Genomic DNA, 16,958 nt, shown 5'->3' with positions numbered 1-16,958 from the left:
GATCTCAGATATCATCAGTTCTCCAGTAACTTGCTCAAAACCAATGATTGATGAGCGTCTAATAGTTTCTTCATATAGTCACTTTTCGGCCAATTAAAGACTACGTCAGTTTTGCCGGATTCGATAACCTCACCATTTTGCAATATAAGTATTCTGTCGCTAATGTGCCTCACTATCCCCAGGTTGTGGGAAATAAAGATATAGCTCAAGCCTAGCTCTCGTTGCAGGCGCATTAATAAGTTAACCATTTGCGATCTCACTGACGGATCCAACGCCGCAAATGGCTCATCTGCTACTATTACCTGTGGATTCAATATAAGCGCTCTGGCGAGCACTACGCGTTGTCTTTGACCATCAGATAACATGTGTCTGTAAAAATGGGCGTGCTCTCTTAACAGGCCCACCTGACGAAGCGTAGAAGAAATTTTGTCTTTTCTTTGTTTGGCATCCAGTGATGTGTTCAAGCGCAGTGGCTCTTCCAGAATCGTCCCTATGGTGAGTGCAGGATTAAGGGATTCCTTAGAGTGTTGGAATATCATTCGGATGTTCAGACTGCGTTGCTTGAGGTTCCTGTGTCTGAGTTTTTGACCATTTAACAGGATTTGCCCCGAAGCCGGTGGAATGACCCCTGCCAGTAAGTTAGCGAGGGTACTCTTACCGGAGCCATTGTCGCCAACTATCGCCAGGGTTTCACCGGCGTTTAGTTCAAAGTTAATCGGTCCAACGGTAAACTTTTCCGGTTTTTGCCACAAGTTTTTGCGCTCTTTGCGCATGAACTTCAGGTTTTTGACAGTGAGAAGCGCGCTCATTTTAAAGGCCTGTGCAATGGGAAGTGACAACTGTAGTAATGGTTATGTATGTGTCTCGGCGCTGGAATTTTAACACACTCTTTTTGCGCTCTAGGGCAACGGGGGCCAAGACGGCAGCCAATGGGCAAGTGTTGCAATGTCGGTATGGTACCTTCCAACGCAATTAAATTAGATTTGGGTAACAGGTCTTTGCTAAAACTAGGAGCACTGTCCAATAGCGCTTTTGTGTATGGGTGCAAAGGACGCTTGCGCAGATTCGTCATCAAGCCGCTTTCGACGGTTTGCCCACAATAAAGCACGGTCATGGAGTGACACATGGAAGAAATGGCTAAAAGGTCATGGCTTACAAACAAGATGCTAAGGTTGCGATTTTGATTAAGTCGCGATAGTAACTTTAATATCTGACTTTTTACCGTAGTTTCCATGCCCATCGTTGGTTCATCGGCAATCAGGAGTTTCGGCTCAGATACCAATGCCATGGCAATCATGAATTTTTGACAGATATCATCTGATAATTGATGCGGAAAACTGGAAAGACAAAGCTCGTGATTTTTAATCCCCACTTTGTGTAATTGTCGGGACACCATTTCCTTGCGTTTCTGCTGGCGTTGCCAAAACCAGCCTTTGCCTATGAGGTGATCTGGAATGGTTTCTTCCAACTGCTCTCCCAACGAAGCTGTCGGATCAAGGGAACTTACCGGATTTTGAAATATTACCGCAATATCATCTTTTATCGCCCTGCGTCTTTCCTCTCTCGTCATGGAAAGTAAATCGTTTCCTTTCCAGTTGAGGCGATCGGCAGTCAACCGCCAGGTGTCATTGATGGCACCCACAATCGATTTTACAATCAGACTTTTTCCCGAACCCGATTCTCCTACTAGCGCCCGAATCTCACTTTCATCAATGGTGAGACTGACTTTATCCAGTGCTTTGACACGACCACCGGTGGTGTTTATTTCTAATGTCAGGTTTTTAATATCGAGTAATGGCATTAGTGCTTTAACCTGTTTCTCAAAGCAGACCTTAAACCGTCTCCAACCACATTGATGGAAATGATTGCAATAAATATGGCGGCACCGGGGGCGGCAATGCACCATGGGGCGATATAAGCGATATCAAGCCCTTCGGATAACATGGCTCCTAATTCGGCATTGGGTGCCTGTACACCTAAATTCAAAAAGCCCAGGGCACTGATATCCAAAATGGCAATGGAGAGTGCCAAAGTCCCTTGAACTACCAATATCTCTACCATATTTGGCAGTAATGAAAACAAAAATATTCTGAAGGGGGACGCGCCATCTAAGCGAGCGGCGATGACGTACTCTTTATTGATTTCGACACGCACAAAGTCTCGTGTGTAATGAATAAATTGTGGGATCAGCGCCAGGGTTATGGCCCACATGGAATTCACTAAGCCAGGACCTAAAATAGCAACGATAATAATGGCAATTAACAGGGTAGGGATAGCCATCATTGAATCGAGTAAGTGGTTTAAAATACTACTGCGCATACCACTATTCATACCGGCAAAAGCACCAATGGCGACACCAATAATCATGGCTACCAGAACTAAAAAGACACTGATGCCAAAGGTGACACGGCTGCCATAGATAACACGTGTTAATACATCCCTACCTAAGCCATCGGTACCCAATACATGGGTTATGCCGCCATTGCCATCCCAAGCTGGTGGAACGAGTAGGGCATCGGTATTTTGTACCAGTGGTGTGTAGGGGGTTATCAATGGTCCAAACAGAATGAACAGGGTGATACAAGCAAGAACACAAAGACCAATAAAGGCAACATGGCTTTTCCTGAACTCATACCAGGTTTGACGCAGTGGGGAAGGAAACTGCTCCTCTTGGTAAAGACTAGATTTTAACACGTTGTCTGTACAGCCTTCTTGGATCGATAATTTTGTGAATAATATCAATAAATACAGTGAAAATGACCACCAAACTGGAAACCGCCAGCATACCGGCTCTTATTGCTGGGTAGTCACCTTGATAGATGGCTTGTAACAGCCAGTTACCAATACCTGGCCATGAAAAGATACTCTCGACAATCATGGCATTAGTGAGCAGTGTCGTAAACTGCAACGCCAGTTGCGGCATGATTGGGATGATAGTATTGCGTATTCCATGGCGTAATATGACCTGGGTGCGATTCAGGCCTTTTGCGCTTGCCGCTTTAATATATTCGCTGCTCATTACTTCTATGACTGAGCGTCGCGTTATGCGCAAGATAATCGTGCTGGTAACTATTGATATGGATAAGGTGGGTAGTACCAGATGTTCCAAAGCATCGCCAAATGCATCCCACTTATAAGGCAAATCAGAGCTGAGAATATCGATAAGGATAAAGCCTGTTTGTGGAGGAATGTCATACAGTAAACTGATGCGACCGGATATGGGAAACCATCCCAGTTGCAAAGAGAGAACTAAAATTAATAGCAGTGCCAGCCAGAAAACAGGAATTGAGTAACCCACTAAACTGAAAGACAAAATACTGTAATCCGTTACCTTGTTGTGCTTAAGTCCGGAAATAAAGCCCAGTGGAATACCCACCGCTAATGAGATAAAGAGAGCATATGCGCTTAACTCAATACTGGCTGGTAGGGTAGTCAGTATCTCCTGGAATAAAGGTTGTCCCGAGCTGAAGCTCTGTCCCCATTGCCCTTGCCAAAGCATCTCAAGGTATGCCAGGAATTGCCAGAGCACACCTTCATTTTCTTTGTAGACTGCAGCAAAGAGCTCGCGCTGTTCTGGGGTATCGAAATGAACCCCGGTGAGGTTGGTCAAATAATCGCCAGGGAATAGCCATGCTAATGCAAATGATGCCATGGCCAGCATGAGCAGAGTAAATATGAGCAAATTGAGTCGGCGAAACAGGTACAAACTCATTGTGCAATCACCACATCACCAAACCTGATACCGCCAAACGGATTGATCACCAAGTTGTGGACGTTTTTTCGATACGCCTGGAATCGATAAGCATGCGCTATTGGCACTAGCGGTATCTGATCAGCAATAATTGCATTTGCCGTTTGATAAAGAGCTGCTCTTGTCTCAGGATCAGAATAGGTAAGTGCATCATCAATGATCTCATCAAAGGTTTCATTGCACCACTTAGCTCGGTTGGTTCCTGAGTCAATCGCGGCACAGCTTAACACCGGTCGATAAAAGTTGTCGGGATCACCATTGTCGGCAGACCATCCAATAAGCACCGAATCGTGGGCCCCACTGTCCAGGCGCCGGCGAAACAGACTCCATTCAAAGCTAATGATTTCAACGTTTATCTCCAGTTGCTCGAGGTAACCCTGGATTAACTCGGCCATCATTATCGCATTGGGATTATAAGCCCGCTCGATTGGCATCGCCCATATATTCATGGTGAAACCCGGCTCAATTCCATTTTCTCGTAACAAATCCCGGGCAAGAACGGGATTATAACTGTTATCCCGCAAATCCGCTTGATAGGCCCAACTGCTTGGCGGGATCAGGCCATTGGCTTTAATAGCACTGTCAAAGTACACGGCTTCCAGAATGCTGGATTTATCTATTCCCATGGCTAGCGCGCGCCTTACCTCTGGATTATTAAAAGGTGGTTTGCTGGTATTGAATGCCCAAAAACCCACATTGAGTCCCGGTTTTTCGTCTAATACCAGGTTATCTCTGTCGCGAATGATGTCCAGTTCACTATGGGCGGGTAACGACATGACATCGCATTCCCCAGTCATTAACTTGGCCAGGCGCAATGAACTAGAGGGGGTTATATCATAAATGAGTTGTTCAATAGTTTGATCGTGTTTCCAATACTCTTGATGTTTGGCATATCTAATGAAGCGGTCTTTTCTGTAACTCACAAACTTGAATGGCCCACTACCAATTGGGCGCTCATCGAGCAACTGAGGTTGATTGGTAGTTAAAAGTTGTTCGGCGTATTCTTTGGATAAAATGATGGCAAAGTCAGTGGCAAGGTTTGCCAGAAACGAACTGTCGGGTTTGTTTAATTCAATTTCGATGCGATAGCCATTAATGCGGCGCACATCATTTATCAGTTTGTCCAAGCCCAAACTGACAAAATAGGGGTAATCACTGACATCTATATCATGAAATGGATGAGATTCCATGCGCCAGCGATTGATACTAAAAATAACATCGTCGGCATTCAAGTGGCGAGTGGGTTGAAAATAGGAGGTTTGGTGAAAACTGACGCGTTTTCTCAACTGAAAGGTATAAATCAAACCGTTGCTGCTCACTCGCCAACTTTCAGCTATTCCCGGGATGATTTGACTATCTTCCGGGTCAAATTCTAATAACCTGTCGTATAACTGATGAGATGTGGCATCTACGGTAGTACCTGAGGTATCAAGTTGCGGGTTAAAACTGGTTGGACTGCCTTCAGAACAATATACAAGGCCTTCAGATTTAAACTGAATTTCCTGGTTTTTACTGCATGCTGTCAATAGTGATAGTGAAAACGCTAAAGTCAGAATGCAGCTGCGCTTGAGATTAATCTTCAACTGATTGATCCAACAGATTGTATTTTTTCAGATAGCCTCGCAATTGATGATATGTCAGGGACAGTTTTTCAGCTGTTTTCTTTTGATTATAGTGACTATCAGCCAAGGCTTGTTTAATCATATCAATTTCATAGTTTTGACTGAGCTCTTTGAGATCAACAGGGAACTCGAAACTGTTAAATGTTGCACCTTCAATAACATCAGGCTTGATAGTATCGCTGCTCGAGACTGTTGGCTCCGATTGAACTGTAGGGACTGCAACTGGTGCACTAGTGATAATTCGGTCCTGGGTTTTGATCCGCCTTTGGGGACGATATTCAGACTCAAATGGATCGATGATAATATCGTGCACCGGCACATAAGGATTATTGGTACGGTAAACTGAGCGTTCTACAACGTTTTTTAATTCCCGGATATTTCCGGGCCAATCATATTCCAGTAGCACGCGTTTGGCTTTTTCGGTAAAACCACTAAAGAGCTCAAGTTCCATTTCCCGAATCATATTAATGGCAAAGTGCTCAGCTAACACGAGAATATCCTCTCTGCGTTCCCTCAGAGGAGGCAGGGTGATGACGTCAAAGGCTAATCGGTCTAACAAATCGGCGCGAAACTCACCACTTTCTGCCAAACTTGGTAAGTCTTCGTTAGTTGCAGCGATAAGACGTACGTCAACTTTGACTGAGCGAGAACCCCCGACACGTTCAAATTCGCCGTATTCGATAACTCTTAAAAGCTTTTCTTGAATAAGTCCTGAGGTATTGGCTAATTCATCCAAAAACAGCGTGCCATTATGGGCCACTTCAAATCGACCTTCTCTGCGCTTACTGGCACCGGTAAAAGCACCAGCTTCATAGCCGAATAGTTCAGACTCCAGCAATGATTCGCTCAATGCTGCACAATTGAGTTTTATATAGGGTTGATCCCAGCGCTTCGAAAGGTAATGTAAACGGGCGGCAATTAACTCTTTACCTGTACCCCGCTCACCGATAACCAGCACCGGCTTAGTCAATGTCGCTATTTGAGATATTTGCTCCAGCACTTCCAGAAAACTGTTGGCCTGGCCAATAAGATTGTCTTGTTGACGAAATCGACTCATGAAAAACCTTATTTTTTGGTTTAATTAACCAATTAATGGTAAAAACAGAATAATAGGCCAAATGTTAACGAATTGCTAAGGTTAATAATACTATTTAATTCAAAGGGTTACGGACTTATCCTGTTTGGCCTGTTATTTGAATAGTAATTTACAGTATTTTAGCAATCAGAATGAGATAAAAACTAAGAGGTAACAATTATGGGTATTTTTTCTCGTTTTTCCGATATTGTAAATTCAAATATCAACGCATTATTAGATAAAGCCGAAGATCCTGAAAAAATGGTGCGCCTGATCATTCAGGAAATGGAAGATACATTAGTTGAGGTGCGTTCCGCCTCAGCGAAAACTTTGGCCAATAAGAAGGATCTTTCTCGTCAAATAGACAAATTAGAGCATGAAGCTTCTGATTGGGCCGCTAAAGCGGAATTAGCATTGAGTAAAGGCAGAGAAGATCTGGCCCGTGCCGCTTTAGTCGAAAAGAAGAAGTGCATTGAGCATGCCGAAAGCTTAAAACATGAACTAGGTCTTCTGGAAGAGCAATTAACCAAGCTAAAAGCAGAAGTAGAGCAACTGCAAGAAAAGCTTGCGGACGCCAAGTCTCGTCAAAAGGCGATTATTATGCGTCAGAAGACAGTGAGTTCACGTCTGGAAGTGAAAAAGCGCTTGGATAGCAGCAAAGTTGATGATGCAATGGATCGGTTTGAGCGCTACGAGCAAAAAATCGATAGTCTGGAATCACAAGTAGATGCTTATGACTTAGGCAAAAAGACGCTTTCAGATGAGTTCGCTGAACTCGAATCAGAAAATAAAGTAGAAGATGAATTGGCCGCCATGAAAGCCAAACTAAAAACTCAGAAGAAAGATAATAAAAAAGACGCTAAATAAGTGGCTTAACGAAACTGGAGGTTGCCCGTGGAAGATGTTGTAGGAATTATTGTTGCGCCAATCGTTGTGTTTTTAGTCATCGTGGCGCCTATTTGGTTAATTTTACACTACCGCAGTAAGAAGCAATTGAGTCAAGGCTTGTCAGAAGCTGAGATTCGCACGCTCAATGATTTGGCTCGTCAGGCAGAGGGCATGGCAGATCGGATCAAAACACTGGAGTCCATTCTTGACGAAGAGGCACCAGACTGGCGTAACAAGGTGTGATTATGAAAAAAGAACTATACAGAGATACAGAAAAAGGCAAGATTGCAGGTGTTTGTGCCGGATTAGCTGAGTATTTTGGGTGGGAGCTTTGGTTGGTTCGAATCATTTTCATTTCAGGCTTTTTACTGACTGGCTCCTTCTTCTTTATGGCGTATGTCATTGGATGGTTTGTGTTGGACAAAAAAAATCCGGATCATGTTCAGAAGAGCCCTCTTTCAGTCGCCGCTGATAAATCTAAAGGCTGGGTATCTAACTTGGGGGATGATGTTAAAGTTGAAGTGAAATCCAAAGTTTGGCAAGCCGGTGAGCCGCCAAAGCAAGCTTTCAAAGACATTCATAATCACTTCGGTAAACTTGAATTGAGGCTGCGAAAAATGGAGTCTTATGTAACATCTTCGGAGTTCCAATTAAATCGAGAGTTTAACAAGCTTTAAGTAATTAGAACCTTTACCTCTGGTAAAGGTTTTTTTATAGCCGCTAAAAACAGTCCGTATTACTGTCTTATAGTGGTCTTACAAGCTCACTTATCGCCGCTTTTTCCAGCAACTTCATCGCTTTGTTACATCTACGCACTTTCCTTTCCTGGTGTTATGAGATAGATTCGTAACATAATCTTTACATGAGTTAGGGGAAGATGAGTGCGGCTTGAGATTACTTGTCACGACAGATTGGGTATTACTCAGGATGTCTTGGATATTCTCGTTAAGTACAATATTGATTTGCGTGGCATAGAGATTGACCCCGCAGGAAAGATATTCCTTAGTTTTCCTACTATTGAATTTAATGAATTTCAGCATTTAATGCCTGAGATCCGCAAGCTCAGTGGCGTAACAGATGTTAAAACCACTCCGTTTATGCCAATTGAACGAGAGCGTAACGAGCTAAATGCAATTCTTGAAACACTGCCTGACCCGGTGTTTTCAGTCGATGCCAAAGGCAGAATAATGCTCACCAATGATGCTGCAGCTTCTAGCCTGGATGAAGAGAGACAAAGCCTGCTGGGGATGCAGGTATCTGAGTTGGTTAAAGGTTTCAATGTTGTAAAGTGGTTGGAAAGTAAAGATATCAACATTCAGGCTCACAAAGTTAAGTTTGTTGAGCAAGACTTCCTTGCCGATTTTTTCCCGGTGTTTGTACCCGACTCATCGCAATCTCCGATTTTGGCTGGTGCAGTCATTTTACTCAAATCTGAATTTCGACTTGGTCAACAATTCAGTGTCTTTCACCAGCCTGGCGAAGAAAGCTTCAATCATATCTTTGCCCAAAGCACGGCAATGAAGCGTACCGTCCGAGAAGCCAAAAAGTTCGCTGAATCGACATTGCCACTGTTGTTCTTTGGTGAAACCGGAACAGGCAAAGAAACCTTAGCCAGAGCATGTCACTCAATAACCGCAGGCAGTGAGAAGGTGTTTTGTCAGGTTGTGGTAACCGGGAAGTCTGACGATGAATTGGATGCTCTATTATTTGGTAATGGTGCAAAGCCAGGAGTGCTTAATGATGAGCAAAATGGCACTGTGTTATTGAAAGAAATCAATGATTTGAGCGTTTATATTCAGGCAAAGCTATGGGCTTGGTTGGAACAAAATGACAAACTGATTCAGGGCAGCAATAGTGAGTCGAAATTGGCCAGATTAATGGTGACGACAAAGGAAGATATCAGTCTTGCTGTCGCAGAAGGTAAGTTCAGAGAAGATCTGTATTTCAGATTAACATCACTGGTTTTGCCTGTCCCGTCTCTTCGAGATCGCAAAGGTGATGTAGTCGGCTTAGCTGAATTGTTCCTGAAACAACAAGCCCTGAAAATGGGTAAACGAGTTCCTAAACTCTCAAGAGCTACAGTCGATCTGTTGCAGTCTCACTCGTGGCCAGGAAATGTCAGGCAGCTGGAAAACACCGTTTGTCGCGCGATGTTGACTGTAACAGGTAGAGAGATCCACAAAGAAAATATTCAGCTTCCGGGCAATGCCTCAAGTTTTAGTTTTTCCTCAACTGACTTTGAGGGAACATTGGATGAAGCCGTTAAAAAGTTTGAAAAGTCATTGCTCAGACAGCTTTACCCTAGCTATCCGAGTACCAGACAGTTGGCGAAAAAGCTGGGGTTAAGCCACACTGCTATTGCCAATAAACTAAGGGAATACGGCATTAGCCGTAAAACCATAAAAATATAATTCGGCGGGATATGTTCCAGCTAGATTTTCCAACCTTCGGGAGAATGATATGAAACTGTATGGCTATTGGCGGTCATCAGCGAGCTATCGGGTTAGAATCGCGTTAAACCTGAAAGAAATTGACTACGAATACATTCCTGTGCATCTGGTAAAAGATGGGGGGCAGCAGCACTCAGATGACTACAAGTTGTTGAATCCTGGTGAGCTTGTCCCGACTTTGGTGGATAGTGAAAATGAATACGACATTATCCTCAATCAATCTCTGGCTATCATCGAATATCTGGATGAGCGATTTCCGGAGACGTGCAAACTATTACCAGAACACAAACTGGATAGAGCCAGAGTAAGAACGGTAGCTTATGACCTGGCTTGTGATGCTCAGCCTATTCAGAACTTGAGAGTGCTGCAGTATTTAGAGCAACATTTCGATGCTCAGCAATCGAATAAGGCTCAGTGGGCAAAACACTGGATTGAACAGGCTTTTGCTACTGTAGAAAGGCGAATTCAAAATACGGCGGCGGATTTTTGTTTTGGCTTCAATGTTTCATTGGCTGATGTCGTATTGGTACCGCAGTATTACAACGCTGTGCGCTTTGATGTCGACATGCAAAAGTACCCGTTGATTCAACGTGTCGTAGAAAATTGTAATAAGTTGGATGCCTTCAAAGCCGCTGCGCCAGAAGCGCAGCCTGATGCTCAGTAGTTTCGAGGCTAATACAATACGTAGTAGCTTATTGGGATTTGATGGGTAGTTCCGTTGTGTTTTTTACTTGCTTTAAAGCAAACGTGGAGCTGAGGTGGTCAACACAGGGGAGATGAGTCAGCTTGGATTTTAGAAGTTGCTCATACTCCTCAATACTTTCAACGATAACTTTGAGTAAGTAGTCTTTTTCACCACTAGTGGTATGGCATTCGATAATTTCCGGGATATCCTGAACCGCTTCTTCGAAGCCATTGAGTGATTCCGTGTCGTGGTTTTTCAAGGTGACATAGATAAACACGCTGACACCAAGGTTCAGTAGTTTATTGTCCAGTAAAGTCACTTTGCTTTTTATAATCCCGGCACTTTCAAGCTTCTTTACTCTGCGCCAACAAGGAGTGTGGGATAAGCCGACTAACTGGCTTAGGTCTGCCATAGAGACGGTGGCGTCACGTTGCAGTACTCTGAGTATTTCACGGTCAAATTTATCTAATTTCATGTAGGAGATAGTGTTTTTATTTTGGGGAAAGGTAACAGGAATTTTCTATTTCAGAAAGAAATTTAGTACAAAATCTTCTCGTATAACCATTTTATCCGGCATAACAGGATAAAACGTGCTTTTTATCAAATTTATTGAGCTCGCATCGACATTTCTTGGAATTTTTTCCTTACAACGAATAGGCTATTACCATGATTAATTGTGGGTAATCACATAGTTTGCCTTGGGCAAAATAAGTAATATCCAATCATTGCATTAAACAACAAAAAGAAAACCCTATGTCTGTATTTGAACATCATGAATTTGACCAACACGAGCAAGTCTTATTTTGCAAAGATAAGGCATCTGGATTGCAAGCCATTATTGCAGTACACAATACCAACCTCGGAGCCTCATTAGGTGGTTGCCGTATGTGGAACTATGCCGATAGTGGTGAAGCTCTGACGGATGTTCTGCGACTTTCTAAGGGCATGACCTATAAAGCGGCAATGGCCAATCTGAAGCAGGGGGGTGGCAAGGCCGTCATTATCGGCAATCCGCACACCGATAAAACTCCAGAAATGATGGCGGCGATGGGACGCTTTGTAAACTCTGCTCAAGGTGCTTATATCACGGCTGAGGACTCCGGTATTAGTATCGATGATTTGAATAAGATGCATGAATTCAGCGAGCATATCGCTGGAATTCACTCAAGGTATAGTTTTCATGGCGGCCACGCAGATGGTAATCCGGCTCCAGCAACTGCCTATGGTGTATTTGTTGGATTAAAACAAACTGTGCAATACAAATTAGGCACAGACTTAAAAGGCTTAAGAGTCGCGATTCAAGGCTTGGGTCATGTTGGTTACAGGTTAGCGCAACACTTGAAAAGTGAGGGAGCCGAGCTGATTGTTACCGATATCTACGAGCAACAACTGCAACGCGCTGAGTCTGAGTTTGGTGCAAAAGTTGTCAGCCCGGAAGAGATTATTAATCAAGATGTTGATGTATTCGCTCCTTGTGCCATGGGGGCCGTGCTCAACGAGCGAACCATTCCGCAGTTGAAGTGCAAAGTGGTTGCTGGTGCAGCCAATAACCAACTGGCTAAAGAGTCTCATGGACAAATGGTGATGGAAGCAGGGATTCTTTACGCTCCAGATTATGTCATTAATGCGGGTGGTATTATTGATATTTATCATCAGAATCAGGAAGACAGTAGTGCTCAGGCATTGAAAGCGCACCTTGAAGGTATAGGTGACACATTACAGGAAATCTACAAAAGAGCTGATGCGGAGTCACTGCCAACTAACCAGGTGAGTAATCTGATTGCTGAAGAACGCTTTGGCAAATAAGTGAACTGAAATAGGGGCTGATATTTATTTGCAGTCCCTCTTTTATTTGGGCATACTACGCCCCCGATTTCGATGGTGGTCCTGTTGGTCCTCCCGCAATGATAGTCTGTGAACCCGGTCAGGCCCGGAAGGGAGCAGCCGCAGCAGATGACTCATGTGCCGGGATGTGGCTGGTGGGATCGCCACCCCCTTATATTACGAACGAATGTTCGGCTTATAACTCGCCGCGCAGCTCTCGTTCATCCAATATCTTAATGCCTTGCTCTATCGCTGCTTCAACCTCTTGTTCCATTTGGATGCGCTCCAGTTGTGGCAAGAAGAAGGCCATATCCACTTCGTAACGGATATACCTTGGTGGTACTTTATTCAACGCCAAACAGCACAGATCCGCGATATAGTCGGTGCTTTTTTTCCCAGATAAACCAAGCGCTTCTATTCTGTCTAGTACCAGGTGCTCATAGTAATTATGAATATCATCATCAAGTTTCATGACAAACAACTGTAGTGTTAAACTTAGAAGTTAGAGTATGAAATTGCGTCAACTATGACAACTGAATTTGTTGTTTTTGGCAGACAAAGCACAGACATAGCTGAGCGATAAAATTTAAATTGTCGTGATGGAGAAAAATATGAAGAAGAACACGACCCCCGTTTATTATGGCGACTACCTACATCTAGATAAAATCTTGAGTGCACAGGAACTTCAAAGTGAGAAATATGCCACAGCTGCGCACGAAGAAACCCTGTTTATCATTGTGCATCAGGTATACGAGCTGTGGTTTAAACAAATACTGCACGAATTGAATACGGTTCTTGATGTGTTTTCCCAGGACGCAGTGGAAGATCATCAATTATCCACTGTAGTGCACCGACTCAATCGAGTGATTAAAATCCAGAAACTGCTCAATGACCAAATTAGTGTTATGGAGACTATGACGCCGCAGGAATTTTTGTCCTTCAGAGACTACCTGGTGCCAGCTTCAGGCTTTCAGAGCATTCAGTTTAAAATGCTGGAAATCAAATTGGGCTTAAAAACCCAATACCGGATCGATTTTGATAAACAGTCTTTCTATCAGCGACTGGAGCCAAAAGACAGAGAGTTTTTGCAAAATATGGAAACCAAAAACAGTTTATTTGAAATGGTAAACGATTGGTTGGAAAGGTTGCCACTGTTAGATTTTGAAGATTTTAAATTCTGGAATCTCTATGAGAAGGCAACGCAAGAAATGCTGCAAAGCGACCGTGAAATCATCCAAAATAATGAGACCTTAACCGACGAGGAAAAACAAAAAGAACTAACCGAGCTTGGGAAAACTCAAGCCAGTTTTAATGCCATCTTTGATGAGACCGGATATCAAACCCTGTTGCAGGAAGGGCACTTCAGACTGTCTCAAAAGGCGTTGATGTCGGCCTTGTTCATTCATCAATACTGTGAAGAGCCGGTGTTTAATTTACCATTTCAGTTCCTCACCTGTTTGACGGAAATTGACGAAAACTTAACGCTATGGCGATACAGACATGCCATGATGGTGCAGCGCATGTTGGGAACAAAAATAGGCACAGGTGGCTCCTCGGGGCATGACTACCTTAAAAAAACCACAGAATCTAATCGCATTTTCAAAGATTTTTTTAACATGTCGACATTTTTATTGCCCAAAGAGGTCTTACCTGCACTTCCCGTTAACGTAAAGAAAAACCTCGGGTTTTCATTATCTTCGGTTTAGCTTTGTTACACTTTGTAAACAAAAGATGACAGTTAACGATTTGTAAGATATTTGTAAATTTGAACTTTCCTCTTTTTTGACAAAGTTTTCAGCTTGACCCCGCTCTTTGCCTTTGTGTATATTGTTGGCGGGTTCACTACCCGTTAGGTTCACTACCTAACACATAATCGCCGCTGATAAGCGGCCACAACACTAAATAAATTTAAAAAAATTAGTGGTCCAGGGAGACAACACATGTATATGAAATCCAAACTGGCTAAGTCAGTAAGCTTAGCTATTGCTTTTGGTGCTGCTTCAGCAACTGCATTCAGCGGTTCTGTAATGGCCCAAGAAGAAGCTGCAGAGGGCGAAGCAGTTGAAAAAATCGCAGTAACAGGTTCTCGTCTGCGCCGTGCAGACCTTGAGGGTTCTGTTCCAATTACTACTATCGACAGATCTGCTCTAGAGTTTTCTGGTCAAATTTCTGTATCTGACCTTCTGCGTAACACTAGCTTCAACTCGGCTGGTTCTTTCAGACCTCAGTCTGGTAGCTCTGCACAGGGTGTTTCTACTATCGATTTGAGAGGTTTAGGTTCAGAGCGTACATTGGTACTTATCGATGGTCGTCGTCTGCCTAAGTCGCCTTCTACTGGTTCTTCTGCTGACCTTAACTCTATCCCAACTGCAATCATCGAAAGAATCGAAGTACTGACTCAAGGTGCTTCAGCTGTATACGGTTCTGACGCAGTAGCAGGTGTAATCAACATCATTACTCGTAAAGAGTTTGAAGGTGTTGAAGTTAAATTAGGTGGCGCTGAAATCGAACACGAGGGTGGTGACCGCGAAGAAGGTTCAATCATCATCGGAACTACCAGTGAAAAAGGTAACATCGTAGGTGGTGTTTCTTGGAACCACCGTGACATCGTATTCGCCAGAGACTTCCCTTGGTATAACCCAGGTGCGTCTTTCTATGGTAACAGCTTCTCTACAGCTGTAGACAATGGCGACGGTACTTATTCTGACAACTTCGACGTAACTGCTTTACCTGGTGGTTGTGCTGGTGGTACTACTGATCCAAACAATGGTTTCTACCTGGTTCCATTCGGTGGCTCTATCACTGGCGAGCGTTGTGCTTACAACTTCGCACTTGAATCTGCTGACGAAGCCTCTACAGGTGTTACCAGCTTCTTCATGAACAGCGAATATGAAATCGCAGATGGCTGGAAATTGCTATCTAAAATGAACTGGAACAAAACTGATTCATTCGGTCGTTATGCACCAGTTCCTGATTCACCATCACCGTTTGCTGGTGGTACTGGTAACCCAATCCCAGTAGACAGCCCGAACAACCCAACTAACCCAGCAAGTGCAATGTACGATCCAGCTTTTGGTCCTAACGTACCTGTATTCTGGTGGCACCGTTTTGATTCATTAGGTAATCGTGACAACTCAGTTGAAAACGAAACTCAAAACCTGATGGTTATGGTTGAAGGTGAAATCGGTGACTTCTTCGTAGATTTCGGTGTACGCCGCACGAAGAACAAAACTTATGACATCGGTCGCAACTACTTAGTACGTACTACTGCTGAAGCATACATCAACGACGGTACTTACGATCTGCAGAATCCTACTGCTAACCCTGCGGACGTACTGAATGCGATGAAAGCAACTATTTCTCGTATCAGCTTCTACGACCAGGACGAAGTATTTGCCTCTGCTCAAACTGATTTGTTTGAAATGGACGGCGGTATGTCTTCAATCATTGTAGGTTTCGAGTGGCGTGAAGAAGATTACGCTGACCAATACGATTCACTTTCTGAAGCAGGTGCAATCGGTGGTTCTGCGGGTAACTCTGCAGGTGGCGGTCGTACAGCTCGCGCAATGTTCGTAGAAACATTGTTGCCAGTTATGGACACCTTAGAAGTAACACTAGCGGGTCGTTACGATGACTACTCTGACTACGGTGATGACTTCTCTCCTCAAATCTCACTTCGCTGGGAGCCAATGGAAGACTTAGTTGTTCGTGGTGGTTACGGAGAAGGTTTCCGTGCTCCGACTCTGGACATCTTAACTCAGTTGGATTCTTTCGCGGCTGACTCTGTATCTGATGATACTCACTGTGCGGCAATCAACCTTCCAGTTGGCTGTTCTGTACAGATCAACGGTTTGCGTACTGCTAACCCTAACTTAGGTTCAGAGCAATCTTCACAGATTTCTTTGGGTGTTGCATATCAACCGCTTGAAAGCTTGAGCTTCTCTCTAGATTACTTCGACATCGAAATCGAAGAGCGTATCAACTTCTTCTCAGCGCAAGAGTTGGTTAACCGTGAAGCTGCGGGCGACCCAATTCCAGCTGGTTTGGGCGTAGAGAGACTGGCTAACGGTACAATTACTCGTATCGTTCAGGGTTACGGTAACGATGGTACACTTGAAACTTCAGGCCTTGACTTGAACGTAACTTACTCTCAAGACGTAGGCTTCGGCGACCTGACTTCTACCCTTCAGTACTCTTATGTACTTGATTATAAGACTGACGGTGGTCGTGATGAAGTTGGTGACATCGGTTTACCTGCAGACCGTGGTGTTTGGTCTAACACTTTAGGCATGGGTGATTTCCACGTTGCTTACAACTTGAACTACATCGGTGACAACGCTGAGAACGTACTTGACGGTGAGCAAATTGGTCACGTAGGTACTTATGTAACTCACGATATCAACGTAACTTACCACACGCCGTTTAACTCCAAGGTAACTGTTGGTGTTAACAACGTTGGCGGTAAAGAGCCACCTCTTGAGTCGTTCCGTGGTGGTAACGGTAGCCGTGACTACAACTTCGACTTGTACGACGGTTACGGACGTATCGTATTCGCAAGATACGTACAATCTTTCTAAGATTACTTAGAAAAGTACAATAGTGAAAAAGCCAGCGTTAGCTGGCTTTTTTTATGGCTGACTTTATAATGTTGGCGATTAAGAAA

At 43.8% G+C, this 16,958-nt stretch carries 16 protein-coding genes and 1 other RNA gene; 9 read left to right on the top strand and 8 right to left on the bottom strand.

Features of this window, described 5'->3' with window-relative positions:
• Positions 1-14: 14 nt before the first annotated feature.
• The 6 genes from ACXAGP_RS16615 to pspF are packed head-to-tail and all read right to left on the bottom strand — an operon-like array spanning position 15 to position 6,430.
• Positions 15-809: a peptide ABC transporter ATP-binding protein gene (locus ACXAGP_RS16615; protein ID WP_475262681.1), complete on the bottom strand. Its 795-nt coding sequence runs from the start codon at positions 807-809 to the stop codon at positions 15-17.
• Complete coding sequence (locus tag ACXAGP_RS16610; RefSeq protein ID WP_475262680.1) at positions 806-1,801, bottom strand: peptide ABC transporter ATP-binding protein; 996 nt, start codon at positions 1,799-1,801, stop codon at positions 806-808. The genes ACXAGP_RS16615 and ACXAGP_RS16610 overlap by 4 nt, the downstream gene beginning before the upstream one ends.
• Entirely contained in the window at positions 1,801-2,694 is an 894-nt protein-coding gene (locus ACXAGP_RS16605; RefSeq protein WP_475262679.1) for an ABC transporter permease subunit, read from the bottom strand. The genes ACXAGP_RS16610 and ACXAGP_RS16605 overlap by 1 nt, the downstream gene beginning before the upstream one ends.
• Positions 2,681-3,712 carry an ABC transporter permease gene (locus ACXAGP_RS16600; RefSeq protein WP_475262678.1) on the bottom strand — a complete coding sequence of 344 codons (1,032 nt, stop codon included), beginning with the start codon at positions 3,710-3,712 and terminating at the stop codon, positions 2,681-2,683. The genes ACXAGP_RS16605 and ACXAGP_RS16600 overlap by 14 nt, the downstream gene beginning before the upstream one ends.
• Positions 3,709-5,334: an ABC transporter substrate-binding protein gene (locus tag ACXAGP_RS16595; RefSeq protein WP_475262677.1), complete on the bottom strand. Its 1,626-nt coding sequence runs from the start codon at positions 5,332-5,334 to the stop codon at positions 3,709-3,711. The genes ACXAGP_RS16600 and ACXAGP_RS16595 overlap by 4 nt, the downstream gene beginning before the upstream one ends.
• Positions 5,324-6,430 carry a phage shock protein operon transcriptional activator gene (gene pspF, locus ACXAGP_RS16590; RefSeq protein WP_475262676.1) on the bottom strand — a complete coding sequence of 369 codons (1,107 nt, stop codon included), beginning with the start codon at positions 6,428-6,430 and terminating at the stop codon, positions 5,324-5,326. The genes ACXAGP_RS16595 and pspF overlap by 11 nt, the downstream gene beginning before the upstream one ends.
• A 198-nt stretch (positions 6,431-6,628) precedes the next feature.
• Here pspF and pspA point away from each other — a divergent pair, with 198 nt between their 5' ends.
• From pspA to maiA, 5 genes are all read left to right on the top strand, one after another.
• Positions 6,629-7,315, top strand: a complete 687-nt coding sequence (pspA, locus tag ACXAGP_RS16585) for a phage shock protein PspA (RefSeq protein ID WP_475262675.1) — start codon at positions 6,629-6,631, stop codon at positions 7,313-7,315.
• A gap of 27 nt (positions 7,316-7,342) precedes the next feature.
• A complete protein-coding gene (pspB, locus tag ACXAGP_RS16580; protein ID WP_338291715.1) occupies positions 7,343-7,579 on the top strand; it encodes an envelope stress response membrane protein PspB in 237 nt (78 codons plus the stop codon).
• 2 nt (positions 7,580-7,581) lie between these two features.
• Positions 7,582-8,013 carry an envelope stress response membrane protein PspC gene (pspC, locus tag ACXAGP_RS16575; RefSeq protein WP_475262674.1) on the top strand — a complete coding sequence of 144 codons (432 nt, stop codon included), beginning with the start codon at positions 7,582-7,584 and terminating at the stop codon, positions 8,011-8,013.
• Between the two features lie 204 nt (positions 8,014-8,217).
• Positions 8,218-9,747, top strand: a complete 1,530-nt coding sequence (locus ACXAGP_RS16570; RefSeq protein WP_475262673.1) for a TyrR/PhhR family helix-turn-helix DNA-binding protein — start codon at positions 8,218-8,220, stop codon at positions 9,745-9,747.
• 49 nt (positions 9,748-9,796) lie between these two features.
• Entirely contained in the window at positions 9,797-10,450 is a 654-nt protein-coding gene (maiA, locus tag ACXAGP_RS16565; RefSeq protein ID WP_475262672.1) for a maleylacetoacetate isomerase, read from the top strand.
• A gap of 28 nt (positions 10,451-10,478) precedes the next feature.
• Here the strand turns inward: maiA and ACXAGP_RS16560 are convergent, their stop codons facing one another.
• Complete coding sequence (locus ACXAGP_RS16560; RefSeq protein ID WP_338291719.1) at positions 10,479-10,946, bottom strand: Lrp/AsnC family transcriptional regulator; 468 nt, start codon at positions 10,944-10,946, stop codon at positions 10,479-10,481.
• Positions 10,947-11,224: 278 nt separating this feature from the next.
• Between ACXAGP_RS16560 and ACXAGP_RS16555 the strand changes: the two genes are divergently transcribed.
• Positions 11,225-12,277, top strand: coding sequence for a Glu/Leu/Phe/Val dehydrogenase dimerization domain-containing protein (locus tag ACXAGP_RS16555; RefSeq protein WP_475262671.1), 1,053 nt, complete (start codon positions 11,225-11,227; stop codon positions 12,275-12,277).
• Positions 12,278-12,359: 82 nt separating this feature from the next.
• An RNA gene (ffs, locus tag ACXAGP_RS16550) (signal recognition particle sRNA small type) lies at positions 12,360-12,456 on the top strand.
• A 35-nt stretch (positions 12,457-12,491) separates the two neighbouring features.
• Here the strand turns inward: ffs and ACXAGP_RS16545 are convergent.
• A complete protein-coding gene (locus ACXAGP_RS16545) occupies positions 12,492-12,767 on the bottom strand; it encodes a late competence development ComFB family protein (protein WP_475262670.1) in 276 nt (91 codons plus the stop codon).
• A 139-nt stretch (positions 12,768-12,906) separates the two neighbouring features.
• Between ACXAGP_RS16545 and ACXAGP_RS16540 the strand changes: the two genes are divergently transcribed.
• Together ACXAGP_RS16540 and ACXAGP_RS16535 are read left to right on the top strand one after the other, a co-directional pair.
• A complete protein-coding gene (locus ACXAGP_RS16540; protein WP_475262669.1) occupies positions 12,907-14,001 on the top strand; it encodes a tryptophan 2,3-dioxygenase family protein in 1,095 nt (364 codons plus the stop codon).
• A gap of 234 nt (positions 14,002-14,235) precedes the next feature.
• Entirely contained in the window at positions 14,236-16,872 is a 2,637-nt protein-coding gene (locus ACXAGP_RS16535) for a TonB-dependent receptor domain-containing protein (RefSeq protein WP_475262668.1), read from the top strand.
• The last annotated feature ends 86 nt before the right edge of the window (positions 16,873-16,958 follow it).

The organism is Planctobacterium sp. AWM4_229, from assembly GCF_056160305.1.
The sequence above is the reverse complement of the archived record's forward strand: the minus strand, read 5'-3'. Positions and strand labels throughout refer to the sequence as shown.

Coding starts and splice junctions, on each gene's coding strand:
- ACXAGP_RS16545 (WP_475262670.1), bottom strand. CDS start 12,767: ATGAAACTTGATGATGATATTCATAATTACTATGAGCACCTGGTACTA.
- pspA (WP_475262675.1), top strand. CDS start 6,629: ATGGGTATTTTTTCTCGTTTTTCCGATATTGTAAATTCAAATATCAAC.
- ACXAGP_RS16555 (WP_475262671.1), top strand. CDS start 11,225: ATGTCTGTATTTGAACATCATGAATTTGACCAACACGAGCAAGTCTTA.
- ACXAGP_RS16540 (WP_475262669.1), top strand. CDS start 12,907: ATGAAGAAGAACACGACCCCCGTTTATTATGGCGACTACCTACATCTA.
- ACXAGP_RS16535 (WP_475262668.1), top strand. CDS start 14,236: ATGTATATGAAATCCAAACTGGCTAAGTCAGTAAGCTTAGCTATTGCT.
- ACXAGP_RS16615 (WP_475262681.1), bottom strand. CDS start 809: ATGAGCGCGCTTCTCACTGTCAAAAACCTGAAGTTCATGCGCAAAGAG.
- ACXAGP_RS16610 (WP_475262680.1), bottom strand. CDS start 1,801: ATGCCATTACTCGATATTAAAAACCTGACATTAGAAATAAACACCACC.
- maiA (WP_475262672.1), top strand. CDS start 9,797: ATGAAACTGTATGGCTATTGGCGGTCATCAGCGAGCTATCGGGTTAGA.
- ACXAGP_RS16560 (WP_338291719.1), bottom strand. CDS start 10,946: ATGAAATTAGATAAATTTGACCGTGAAATACTCAGAGTACTGCAACGT.
- ACXAGP_RS16600 (WP_475262678.1), bottom strand. CDS start 3,712: ATGAGTTTGTACCTGTTTCGCCGACTCAATTTGCTCATATTTACTCTG.
- pspF (WP_475262676.1), bottom strand. CDS start 6,430: ATGAGTCGATTTCGTCAACAAGACAATCTTATTGGCCAGGCCAACAGT.
- pspC (WP_475262674.1), top strand. CDS start 7,582: ATGAAAAAAGAACTATACAGAGATACAGAAAAAGGCAAGATTGCAGGT.